A 12317-nucleotide genomic window follows, 5' to 3' on the forward strand; every position below is an offset into this window, starting at 1 on the left:
CAACACCTTCCATATAACTTCCTAAAAAGCCACTCTTTCTTCTATAATTTGTTGAAGAGGGAAGCTCGTTTTAATTTTTCTCTCAAATTAAATCGCAAAAATCTGTCCGACCAGATAAGTGACCGCCATGGTTAGAAGACCGATCACAAGATTTCGAAGCATAGCATTTTTGATCGGTGCTTTGCCTAGTTTAGCACTGGTATAGCCCGTTCCCAAAAGCGCCAAGGCAACAATCACAACTGTTGACCAGATACGGATATGGGCAGGAAGCAGGATAATGGTAATCATAGGAAAAAGCGCACCAACTGCAAAAGCTAAAAAACTAGAGATGGCCGCATGCCAAGGATTAGTGAACTCCTCGATCTCGATACCATACTTTTCCGTCACTAGGGCCTCCAGCGGATCTTGGAGAAAGGCCCGGTTGGTCATAAGCTGAGCAGAAGTCTCACACTCACCATTTTGGACATAGGCAGCATAGAGAGACTGCCTTGCAATATCTGGATTCTTCTCTAAAAGCTCACGCTCTCTGGCAACAGCAGCCTCCTCTGTATCCTTTTGAGTAGAAACAGACACGTACTCCCCGCCTGCCATAGAAAAGGCCCCTGCAAAGACAGCTGCCAAACCAGACAGAAAGATAATCCAAACATTGTCCGTCGCACTGGCCACCCCGATTACTACTCCTGCGATAGAAATAATACCATCATTGGCTCCTAAAACCCCAGCTCTCAAGATATTCAGCCGACCACTAAAGTTCTTATCAATTTTGTGCTCTTCCATTTATATTATTCTCCCTTGTTTCTTATTTATAATCATTATAAATAAAACCCTAAGCTAATACAAGGAAAAATAGGAAAATGAGAAAAGTTCTACTATTTAATAGAAGAGAGAGATTATTAAAATATTTCTCAAAGCTAAATTTTAAACTTCATTAATACAATGCAAGCATTATCTCCACAAGCCACCTAAGATCTGTTTTTCTAATAAGTCTAAGTCTTCCTCTTTTATTTCTCCATTGTCGCTAACGATATAAAGCTGAGCGAAGTAAGCCAACAATGGACCAACACAAATACGAACCATTTGAGGAATCGTTAACTCTGGATTTACACGTGGATCTGCTAGCAATTCCTTATGAAGTACTCGAAGTTTATCTTGGATAGCATTCCAGATAAAAATCTGTTCATTTTTTAGTTTTTTATTTGCAAAACTCTCCTGCAGAATGATTTTCATCAAAGCACGATTTTTTTTGAGATAGCTCATACGATCATGGACGAGATAACGAACCCTCTCTTCTGTCGTTTCAAAAGCTAAGAGTTCCTCAAAAAAACTACCGAAAATGCCTGGGACTACAGGATGTAAAATAGCCGTCAGTAAATCATCCTTCGTCTTAAAATACTTAAACAAAGTTGCCTGGCTTAGTCCAGCACGCTTAGCTATGTGAAGAGTTGAGGTCCCATGGTAACTCCTGGTTGATATGAGATCCACTGCTGCCTGCATGATTTTTTTCTTTCCTTGAGGGTAATTCGCTTCTTCTAAGTAATCTTCAAACGATTCAAAAACAGTCTTATCCATCTAATCTTCACACCTTTTTAGCATTATTTATGTTGATTTCTAAACTTTACGATAACGACGCAATCCAACAATATTGAGAATTGTTAAAATGATCAAGAAAATCATTAAAACACCAAGATTTGACAAAATATCACCAAGATTGTGCCCGTAAAGAATAATCTGGCTTATTGCATCACCAGAATAGGTTAATGGCAAAAATTTCCCCACAGTTAGAGCCCATTCTCCCATGGATGACAATGGAATAATTCCTGAGAAAAAAAGTTGGGGCATAATCACGAGAGGAATAAATTGCATCATTTGGAATTCTGATTTTGCTAGAGTAGACAAGAGAATTCCAAAAGCTAGTGCTACAAGAGCCAGTTCCACATTAACTATTATAACATTTAAAATACTTCCTACAACTTCTACATCTAGTAGCCAAATTGCTGCTAAAACGACAACTGCCGTTTGAAAAATCGCAATAATACCGTAAGACAACATATAGCCATAGACGATTTCAGATCGTTTCACTGGTGTTGCTAACAAACGTTCTAGTGTTCCACTGGTGCGTTCTTTCAAAAGCGCCATACCTGAAATCAAAAAGACAAAAAAGAAAACTACAAAACCTATCAAAACCGGAATCATATTGGTAAAGAAGCTTGTATTTTCATCTCCATACTGGTAAGACTCCTTGATTTCTGGTGTTTTTGCGTCCGAGTCCAATTGTGGAAGAGCTTGTTTAACACGAGATACTAACTGATCGGTGCCTTCACTGGCGATACTCGTTCGTAACACTTGTCGTATCATAGACGTTTTGGAGGCGTCTGTGTTTGCGTAGTCGACCTGGTACTCACCGTTTTTATAAGAAATCACAGCATCGACTTTTTCATTTGCTAGCGCTTCTTTGGCTTGATCTAAGCCTTGATAAGTCTCGACTTCCACATGATCGAGCTCATCCATTTTCGTTACCAAACCAGTTGGTAGATCCTGTGTTGCTAACTTGACATTCACGGTTGTACTAGCTGAAAACATGAGGTTCATCAACCACATGATAAAAACAGGTGCTATAAACATCAGGGCTAGAGTTCGTTTGTCACGAAGTAATTCTTTGATGACTTTTTTTGCAATCGCTATTGTTCTCATTTTACTCACCTTCTGCTTTTAAAAATACTTCTTCAATACTTGAAACTTGATAACTTTCTTTTAAGTGTTGCGGTGTATCAAAAGCAATGATTTTTCCGCCTAATAATAAACCGACCTTATCCGTCAACTCTGCTTCATCCATAACATGGGTAGTAACTAATATCCCAACCCCATTATCTCTAAGCGCGAATAATTCTTTCCAGATTTTCTTTCGAAGAGAAGGGTCGATTCCAACTGTCGGTTCGTCCAAAATCAAGAGCTGAGGATTCCCCAGAAGTGCGATGGCCAGAGATAAACGCCGTTTCATTCCTCCAGAATAACCGGATACCGTTTTATTCAAATGCTCTGTCAAATCCACAACTTGAGCCACGTGGGCAATTTCAACTGTCAAATCTCTTTTGGATAGCCCTTTTAGCTGACCGAAAAATTCCAAATTTTCTTGGCCTGACAAAGCCTCATATAAGGCATCTGACTGGGCCATATAACCAATATCTCCTAAAATATGACGATTGGGCATAGTATGATCCAGAACTAAAGCTTCGCCTCCATCAGCTTTTTCCATTCCCAACATGGTCTTAATCATGGTTGATTTACCAGCACCAGACGGACCAATTAAGCCTATAATTTCTCCCGGCTGCAATTCAAAGCTGACATGATTCAAAACCATTTGACGACCAAAAGACTTATCCAAATCTTGTAAATGTAGCAATTTTTTCATATGCCTCCTCCTAGGTGAGTACGTACTCACTTTTTAAATCACAAGAGCTATTATAGTGAGTGTTTACTCACTTGTCAAGAAAAAAGTTGAAATTCTTTAAAAAAATAAAAACACCAGATGATATTATCTGATGCTTATAAAAAATATCTCTGATTTTAGGAGTGTTTCTGAATCTCTTCTCGATACTCCGAAATGGTCTTTCCTGTCCACTTTTTAAATTATTGTGAAAAAACTAAAAATCCCATCTAGTTCCAGATGGGATTTTTTATATTGATTAGTTCCCAAATACCTTGAAGCGGTTTTCTGTTTGGATTTCTTTGTCAGAGGCTGGTGCCTTGATTGCTCCAAATGGTGCTTGAGCACGGAGTTTCCAGTTGGCCGGGATATCATATTTTTCAGCCAATTGTGCATCTACTAAGGGGTTATAGTGTTGCACGTTGAGACCAATATTTTGCTCAGCTAGAGCCAACCATGTCGCATAAAGGGCAATTCCGTGGCCTTGCTCTGACCAAATTGGGAAATTCTCAGCGTAAAGCGGGAATTGCTCTTGAAGACCTTTGACAACGTCTTGATCTTCATAGAAAAGAATGGTTCCTTTTGCTTGAGCAAAACCTGCCAAGCGTTCCTTTGTTCCTTCAAAGGCTTCAGCTGGAGTCACTTTTTCAAGTTCTGAGTAAGCAATCTCATTCCAGAAAGCATCTGACTCTTCATCCAACAGAATCACAACTCGTGATGTTTGTGAGTTGAAAGCTGTTGGTGTTTGGAGAATTGCTCCTTGGATGGTATCAATCAATTCTTGGTTTGTAAGTTCTACATCTTTGCCCAAAGCATAGATGGAGCGACGTTTTGCTTGTAAATCTGAGAAGTTTGTCATTATTTTTTCCTCTTTCTGTTTAAAAAGTTGTTTGAATCCGTTAAAGATATTCATAGCATCCTTTCTTTGTTGTAATAGCAATTGTTACATTATCTATTATACAGCTTTTCGAAACATTGTCAATAATTAGTGATAATTTTTTTGATATTTTTTATTTTCCTAAATCTATCTATGCCACAAGAGCTTCTTTATCTACAAATCTTAATCAGTAAAGGCCAACAAGCTGATAAACTTACTCTATCGTTTTCACACAGATAATAATAGACTTCATAGAAGCTCTTTTCGAATGTAAGCTTAACTCTTATTGGCCCGTAAATTCATTTTCATGGGGAACAGACAGAAAGGTTCAACAGCAATTTAAGAATTACTCTAACAAAAAGTCTAGTAGACAACAATTCTACTAGACTCTTTTCTAATCAATCACAATCATAGCCTTAATGGTCTTGCGTTCATCCATGTCTTTATAGGCTTGATCAATATCTTCAAGTTTATAACTTGAAGTGAAGACACGTCCTGGATTAATGTCCCCATCCAGGACAGCTTTCAGCAAGATTTGCTTGTCGTAGGTGGTAACAGAGGCTGCTCCGCCTGCCACTGTAATGTTTTGGGCGAAGGTCGATCCAAGAGCACGGTTGTTATAATGAGGAACTCCAACAAAGCCCATCCGACCACCATTATGAAGAACTCCCAGTGCCTGGTCAACAGCTACTTCTGTCCCGACGCATTCGAGAGCTGCATCTGCTCCTCCTCCAAGGATTTCACGGACTTTGGCAATTCCTTCTTGACCACGTTCAGCTACAACAGCTGTCGCTCCTGACTCTAGCGCCATCTTTTGTCGGTCTTCATGACGGCTCATGAGGACGATTTGGGAAGCTCCACGCATTTTAGCAGCAATCACTGCACATTGTCCAACCGCTCCGTCACCAATGACAACTACCTTATCACCTGGCTTGACGTCAGCAACACGCGGTGCATGGTAACCTGTTGGCATGACATCAGCCAGCGTCAAGAGAGATTTTAGCATGCCTTCTGTGTAATCTGAGGGTTGCCCTGGGATTTTGACCAGGGACCAGTTGGCATATTCGAAGCGCATATATTCTGCTTGCACACCATCAGACCAATTATTACCAACATGACGATCACAGGTACCGTCATATCCTGCCCGACAGGCATCACATTCCCCACATCCATGAGTAAAGGGAGCAATAATAAAATCACCAGGCTTAACCGTCGTGATCCCTTCACCGATTTCTTCGACAATCCCGATAGCTTCGTGACCACTATTTTGATGGCCTTTTTCGATGTCTGGATTGCGGTAACTCCATAAGTCAGAGCCACAGACACAGGACCGAACGATACGGAGAATGACATCATCCGGTGCTTCAATTTGTGGACGCTCCACTTCTACTAGACCCACTTCCCCAGCTTTTGTATAGACAGTTTTCTTCATAGAACAATCCTGCTTTCTATTCTTACTTGCTTTTAGTATACACCTTTATTATCTATTTTGTAAGTAGAATACGGGCTTGAAGCTTCTAATGAAAATTTCCTCTTTTGCGCCATTGGCTTGCTCTTAATTAAGCAATCAATTTGATTGGCTTAATAAATGTTTTAAAAATCTAGCAAAAGACCTTGAGAAAATATTCTCAAGGTCTTGTTCATAATATGTAGTTTAAATACAGGACATGATGGGCTTCTGTGTTAATCAGACTCTCGTATCATAGCTTCCTTTTAAAAATCATCTTCATCATCGTCATAAACTCGTTCGCCATGGATTTTGATATACTCTTCGCGAAGGCGTTCTTCCTCTTCCCATAGAGGGTCTCTTACTGGTGCCATTGTCTTTAACTCTTCCAAACTAATTTCAACTGCTTCATCATAAGTCAGTGAAAGAACATCCTTGTGCAACTCCTTAAAAGTCTCTACATCCAACCATGTCTCTTTGTCATCCTCGCTGATATACCCATCAATTGCACCCGCAACCTCAACTGCCATAATGTATAAGGCACGTTTGTCCACTGTTAAAACATCTATATGGGATGTTGCGATACGTAGATAATCTCCACGTTCTCTCCACTCTGTAATGAAAGTTTTTTCAAATTCCAACTGAATATTTTCATCAGAAAACGAATTCCAAGGATCGCTCTTGTCGTATGGTATATGATTCCATCGTTTATCATTATCATTAAATCGCCATTTATCAAATTGAACTCCAAAAAAGAAATCGTCTTGTAGCATCTCATCATCACCCACATTAGAAGTAGTAATCAAATGGCCATTCCATTCTTTAAACCACATTTTCCAAACAAGCTCTCTTGTCGTAAAGGTTATTTTTTGCTTAAAATCACTTTTGATGTAAATTCTCAATCCTCTTCCTCATCGTCATAAACACGTTCACCGTGGATTTTGATGTATTCTTCGCGAAGCCGTTCTTCCTCTTCCCATAGAGGGTCTCTTACCGGTACCATTGTCTTTAATTCTTCCAAACTAATTTCAACCGCTTCATCATAAGTCAGTGAAAGAACATCCTTGTGCGACTCCTTAAAAGTCTCTACATCCATCCAGGTCTCTTTGCCATCCTCGCTGATATACCCATCAATTGCACCCGCAACCTCAACTGCCATAATGTATAAGGCACGTTTATCTACTGTTAAAACATCTATATGAGATGTTGCGATACGTAAATAATCTCCACGTTCTCTCCACTCTGTAATGAAAGTTTTTTCAAATTCAAGGGATATATTTTCATATTTATAGGAATTCCATGGATTTTTTAAATCATAAGAGGGAATATTATTCCATCTTGAGTCAAAAAAACGCCATTTATCAAAACTTACTACAAAGTAAAAATCATCTTGTAACATCTCATCATCACCGACGTTTGAGTATGTAATAGGATGACCATGCCATTCCTTAAACCACATTTTCCAGAGCAACTCTCTTGTTGTAAAGGTTATTTTTTTCTTAAAATCACTTTTGATATATAATCTCACTCGTCTTCCTCGTCGTCATAAACTCGTTCACCATGAATTTTGATGTACTCTTCATTCCTGCGGTCGTCTTCTTCCCAAACTGGATCTCGAACATCATCCATAAACGGAATTTCTCCAAGACTCATCTCATTAGCCTGTTCATAACTCATCGAAAGGATATCTTCATGCCTTTTTTTAAATTCCTCCACACTTAACCAGCTCTCTTTATCATCTTCGCTAATCTGACCATCAATAGCAGTCGCAATTTCAATCGCCCTAATATAGAAGGCACGTTTATCAACGGTGAGAAGTTCAAGGTGGGTAGAAGCTAAACGTAGACAGTCTCCTTTTTCTCGATAGTCTGTTGCTGGATTATCTTCGTAATCTAATTCAAGATTTTCATATACATGACTCCCAAATTTGTTGGTAATCCCTTCTTTCAACTGAACATTATTCCATCTATTATCATGCATCCACTTATTCAATTTCAAGTGAATAGTTGGGTCTGTTTTAAATGGGCGAGTATTTCCAAAATAAGAAAAATCTACTCGCTTACCATCTTTAGATTCAAACCACATCTTTTTCGCTAGTTCTAAATAATCAAACGGAATTTCTTTAGTGTAATAGCCTTTGATATATAGTCTCACTCGTCGTCCTCGTCATCCAACTCCACTTCTCCATGGATTCGGATATACTCCTCGCGCTTCCTATCCAATTCTTCCCAGAGGGGCTCGTCAATGGCTTTCATAACCTTTATCTCTTCTATACTAATATCGACTGCTTCGTCGTAGGTCAAATTCAGCAGGTCTGCATGTTTCGTTTTGAATTCTTCAACACTCAGCCATGTTTCTTTGTCGTCTTCACTGATTTGACCGTCAATGACAGATGCTACCTCAACCGCCATGATATAGAGAGCTCGCTTATCAACCGTTAGAATATCCTTATGAGTCGTGATTATTCGAAGATAGTCTCCTTTTTCTCGCCCATCACTTTCATAGGAATCTTCAAAAACCAATATTAGATACTCATATTTAAATGAATTCCATGGATTATCTCCTATTTTAAAATCAGTCGCTCCCCAGCGCTCATCATTGGAAGAAAATTTATCCAAACTAACGCTAAAATAGAAATCATCATCACGTGCGTAAGAAAAACCAACTTTCGCACCCTTACGTTCCTTGAACCACATTTTCCAAGGATATTCCATACAGGTTTGGTAAATACTAGTTTCGTAGTTGCCTTTAAGATATAGTTTCAATCCTCTTCCTCGTCGTCATAAACACGTTCACCATGGATTTTAATATATTCTTCATGAAGTCGTTCTTCTTCATCCCACAAGGGATCCTCTATAGGTTTCATACTTTTCAGTTCCTCCACGCTGATATCAGTTGCTTGATCGTAGGTTAATGATAAGACATCCTTGTGCGACTCCTTAAAAGTCTCTACATCCACCCAGGTATCTTTGTCATCCTCGCTGATATACCCATCAATTGCACCCGCAACCTCAACTACCATAATATATAAGGCACGTTTGTCTACTGTTAAAACTTCTATATGAGATGTTGCGATACGTAAATAATTTCCACGTTCTCTCCACTCTGTAATGAAAGTTTTTTCAAATTCCAATTGAATATTTTCATCAGAAAACGAATTCCAAGGATCGCTCTTGTCGTATGGTATATGATTCCATCGTTTATCATTAAATCGCCATTTATCAAATTGAACTCCAAAAAAGAAATCGTCTTGTAGCATCTCATCATCACCGACGTTTGAGTATGTAATTGGATGACCACGCCATTCCTTAAACCACATCTGCCAAACTAGCTCTCTAGTAGTAAATGTTATTTTTTGCTTAAAATCACTTTTGATATAAATTCTCACTCGTCTTCCTCTTCGTCATCCAACTCCACTTCTCCATGGATTCGGATATACTCCTCGCGCTTCCTATCCAATTCTTCCCAGAGGGGCTCGTCGATGGCTTTCAAAACCTTTATCTCTTCTAAACTAATATCGACTGCTTCGTCGTAGGTCAAATTCAGTAGGCCTGCATGTTTCGTTTTAAATTTTTCAATACTCAGCCATGTTTCTTTGTCGTCTTCGCTGATTTGACCGTCAATAGCAAATGCTACCTCAATCGCCATGATATAGAGTGCTCGCTTATCAACCGTTAGAATATCCTTATGAGTCGTGATTATTCGAAGACAGTCTCCTTTTTCTCGCCCATCACTTTCATAAGAATTTTCAAAATTTAAATTTAAATTTTCACGCTTAAAAGTCGCCCAAGAGTCTTTTCCTATTCTAAAATCAGTCATTCCCCAACGCTCATCATTTGAAGAAAATTTATCTAGAGTTAAACTCAAATAAAAATTATCATCAAGTGCATAAGAAAAACCAACTTTCACTCCCTTACGTTCTTTGAACCACATTTTCCAAGGATATTCCATACAGTTTTGATAAATACTAGTTTCGTAGTTGCCTTTAAGATATAGTCTCACTCGTCTTCCTCTTCGTCTAACTCCACTTCTCCATAGATTTTAATGTATTCTTCATTCCTGCGGTCGTCTTCTTCCCAAACTGGATCTCGAACATCATCCATAAACGGAATTTCTTCAAGGCTCATCTCATTAGCCTGTTCATAACTCATCGAAAGGATATCTTCATGCCGTTTTTTAAATTCCTCCACACTTAACCAGCTCTCTTTATCATCTTCGCTAATCTGACCATCAATAGCAGTCGCAATTTCAATCGCCATAATATAGAAGGCACGTTTATCAACAGTTAGAAGATCAAGGTGGGTAGAAGCTAAACGTAGACAGTCTCCTTTTTCTCGATAGTCTGTTGCTGGATTATCTTCAAAATCTAATTCAAGGTTTTCATATATATGACTTCCAAATTCGTTGGTAATCCCTTCTTTCAACCGAACATTATTCCATCTATTATCATGCATCCACTTATTCAATTTCAAGTGAATAGTTGGGTCTGTTTTAAATGGGCGAGTATTTCCAAAATAAGAAAAATCTACTCGCTTACCATCTTTAGTATCAAACCACATTCTCTTCGCTAGTTCTAAATAATCAAACGGAATTTCTTTGGTGTAATCACCTTTAATATATAATCTCATATTTTACTCCTACGTTCCTAAGAATTCAGCAGCTCTCAATATATATCTAACTAATTGATTTTTCTCATAATTTGACAGTTTTTTCAATTTGGATATTGAATCAAGCCAATTTCTAGCACTTTGAGCATCAGTTATTCGGGTATAAGGAATATCCTCATTCAATGTATACCCAGCTTTCCCACTTCCAGATTGAACCTGAATTTTACCACTGTTTGGTTCTGCATCCACACGAATATTCCCTTTTCTACTTCCAATCTTTCCTTCAACAGTCCCAAAAGTCTTACTCGTCGGTTTATTGGCCTGCCAGCTGTCGTAGTTGCTAGCTGTATTTAGGCTAATTTTGCCATTGGCTATATTCGTTTTAACAATAGCTGTACCTATATTTCTGGCACCATCTATTACTAAACTTCCGCCAAAAGCATAGCTCAAATCAGCCACTGCTATACCAGCAATTGCAGAAGTTCCAGCAGATTCTAGCCCAAAGAATAAACCTACAGCCTCAGCAACTGTTCCTCCAAAGTAAACACCAATACCAGCTAAAATTTCTACAAGCCCCTGAGCCACTGCTCCTAAATTAGCTTCAGCATTTTCTGCTTCTAGTTTATGTAATTCCTCATTGATCTGGTTAGTATACTGTTCATCGTAACGACCATTCTTATTTACAACGTAGAAAGAACTATCATAATCACTAAAATCAATTATATCAATTATGTTTCCTTCATTGTCAATTTTTAGAGTATGGTTATAATCATCAACAATTTTATCCCATTCTGAACGAGGTTTACCCTTTAATTTTTCCTTGAGTTGGCTACGATAATAAGCATCACCTTCATCCGATAGCATCATATTGCGAGAAGCTTCTTGAATCAGTCGTTCTTTAGGTTCCAGATATCTTTTCTTTGAAATAGTCTGAATCTTTGCCTTTTTGATTTCTTCTACCCAACTCATATTCAAGCCTTCAGTTGAATAATTACCATCGCTATCCAGCAATATCTGGCTGAGCTGACTTGCCCCCTGAATAGCTAAGCCCAAGACCTGCAGGCTATCTGAGAAATACTGAGACACCTGAGCCACAAACCATTCTAGTTTATCTATTTTTTCTTGAATTTCTCGAATACCGATATTTAGTTGAGTTTCAACTTCCATTAAAGCAGATGTCTGAGATAAAAGGTCTCCCAGCTTACCTGTCAGCAGAGCTCCTGCATTACGGAAAAAATCTTGATTATCTGCAATCTGCTTTTCTACTTTTGCCAGTTGCTCATTTTTTATTTTCAGCTGTTCCTTCAGTAGATCCAAGTCCAATTCGCCATATCCAGCCACCTCGGAATCAGCACTTTTATAGGAAGCAAGCTCTCCCTGAATATCATCAATAGCCTCTTGTAGCTTCTTGATAGCAGGGATGATAATCTCAGTAAATAGGCCTTTACCAGCTGTATAAGCAGCACCTTGAAGTTCACCTGATTCTAAAGAAGCAACCAAGTGATCACAACCACTTGACAGCCGATCTGTGACTTGATTAGCGATTTGCAAATTATTGCCCATTGCTTGGATCAGCTGGGCAGAATCCGTTGCACTATATTTTACTCCCACGGCAGACTATTCCTTTCTTTAATCAGTTTTTCTCGCTCTTCTTCCATAGCATTTCTTGTTTGATGACTGAGTTTTCCCAGTTCATCCATCTGAACATCCACATAGTTCTTGACCTGTTGGTTAAGAGACTGAGCATCCGCTAAATCACGACTGAGAGCAGTAGCATTTTGCGGGTGTTCATAAAGAAGATTTTCCATTTGAGTTGTTAAATACTGAAAATCTGTTGCAAAATTCCCCAGAGAATTTTCATATTGACGTTTGAGAAGCATAAATTCATCTTCTTTTTGCTCTACTTGTAAAATTTTCTCATGGAGTTCCTGACGTTCTTTTTCACTTTTATCAGTTTTCATC

Annotated in this window: 15 protein-coding genes; all 15 read right to left on the reverse strand. The window is 38.6% G+C overall.

Going from position 1 to position 12317, the window contains the following annotated elements; all coding sequences use genetic code 11:
• Positions 1-87 precede the first annotated feature (87 nt).
• Positions 88-777 carry a VIT1/CCC1 transporter family protein gene (locus AWH02_RS00320; protein ID WP_048777760.1) on the reverse strand — a complete coding sequence of 230 codons (690 nt, stop codon included), beginning with the start codon at positions 775-777 and terminating at the stop codon, positions 88-90.
• A gap of 168 nt (positions 778-945) precedes the next feature.
• Positions 946-1569, reverse strand: a complete 624-nt coding sequence (locus tag AWH02_RS00325) for a TetR/AcrR family transcriptional regulator (RefSeq protein WP_060553882.1) — start codon at positions 1567-1569, stop codon at positions 946-948.
• A 39-nt stretch (positions 1570-1608) separates the two neighbouring features.
• On the reverse strand, positions 1609-2691 hold the full coding sequence (locus AWH02_RS00330; RefSeq protein ID WP_060553881.1) for an ABC transporter permease: 1083 nt from the start codon (positions 2689-2691) through the stop codon (positions 1609-1611).
• Between the two features lies 1 nt (position 2692).
• Positions 2693-3409, reverse strand: coding sequence for an ABC transporter ATP-binding protein (locus tag AWH02_RS00335; protein ID WP_060553880.1), 717 nt, complete (start codon positions 3407-3409; stop codon positions 2693-2695).
• Between the two features lie 274 nt (positions 3410-3683).
• Complete coding sequence (locus tag AWH02_RS00340; RefSeq protein ID WP_060553879.1) at positions 3684-4283, reverse strand: nitroreductase family protein; 600 nt, start codon at positions 4281-4283, stop codon at positions 3684-3686.
• A 412-nt stretch (positions 4284-4695) separates the two neighbouring features.
• Positions 4696-5733 (reverse strand): zinc-binding dehydrogenase, encoded by a 1038-nt coding sequence (locus AWH02_RS00345; protein ID WP_060553878.1) that lies wholly within the window; start codon positions 5731-5733, stop codon positions 4696-4698.
• A gap of 281 nt (positions 5734-6014) precedes the next feature.
• Positions 6015-6650 carry a hypothetical protein gene (locus AWH02_RS00350; protein ID WP_060954890.1) on the reverse strand — a complete coding sequence of 212 codons (636 nt, stop codon included), beginning with the start codon at positions 6648-6650 and terminating at the stop codon, positions 6015-6017.
• The gene (locus AWH02_RS00355) at positions 6647-7276 is read right to left on the reverse strand and encodes a hypothetical protein (protein WP_060553877.1); all 630 of its coding nucleotides are present in this window, start codon (positions 7274-7276) and stop codon (positions 6647-6649) included. Before AWH02_RS00355 ends, AWH02_RS00350 begins: the two co-directional genes overlap by 4 nt.
• Positions 7273-7902 carry a hypothetical protein gene (locus tag AWH02_RS00360; protein ID WP_060954891.1) on the reverse strand — a complete coding sequence of 210 codons (630 nt, stop codon included), beginning with the start codon at positions 7900-7902 and terminating at the stop codon, positions 7273-7275. Before AWH02_RS00360 ends, AWH02_RS00355 begins: the two co-directional genes overlap by 4 nt.
• Positions 7899-8513, reverse strand: a complete 615-nt coding sequence (locus AWH02_RS00365; protein ID WP_060954892.1) for a hypothetical protein — start codon at positions 8511-8513, stop codon at positions 7899-7901. The genes AWH02_RS00360 and AWH02_RS00365 overlap by 4 nt, the downstream gene beginning before the upstream one ends.
• Positions 8510-9136, reverse strand: a complete 627-nt coding sequence (locus tag AWH02_RS00370) for a hypothetical protein (protein WP_060954893.1) — start codon at positions 9134-9136, stop codon at positions 8510-8512. Before AWH02_RS00370 ends, AWH02_RS00365 begins: the two co-directional genes overlap by 4 nt.
• Complete coding sequence (locus tag AWH02_RS00375; protein ID WP_060954894.1) at positions 9133-9750, reverse strand: hypothetical protein; 618 nt, start codon at positions 9748-9750, stop codon at positions 9133-9135. The genes AWH02_RS00370 and AWH02_RS00375 overlap by 4 nt, the downstream gene beginning before the upstream one ends.
• Positions 9747-10376: a hypothetical protein gene (locus AWH02_RS00380; RefSeq protein ID WP_060954895.1), complete on the reverse strand. Its 630-nt coding sequence runs from the start codon at positions 10374-10376 to the stop codon at positions 9747-9749. Before AWH02_RS00380 ends, AWH02_RS00375 begins: the two co-directional genes overlap by 4 nt.
• Before the next feature lie 9 nt (positions 10377-10385).
• Entirely contained in the window at positions 10386-11966 is a 1581-nt protein-coding gene (locus AWH02_RS00385) for a virulence protein (protein WP_060553874.1), read from the reverse strand.
• Positions 11957-12316, reverse strand: coding sequence for a hypothetical protein (locus tag AWH02_RS00390; protein ID WP_060553873.1), 360 nt, complete (start codon positions 12314-12316; stop codon positions 11957-11959). The genes AWH02_RS00385 and AWH02_RS00390 overlap by 10 nt, the downstream gene beginning before the upstream one ends.
• Position 12317: the final 1 nt, after the last annotated feature.

Source organism: Streptococcus gordonii (assembly GCF_001553855.1).
Lineage (GTDB): Bacteria > Bacillota > Bacilli > Lactobacillales > Streptococcaceae > Streptococcus > Streptococcus gordonii.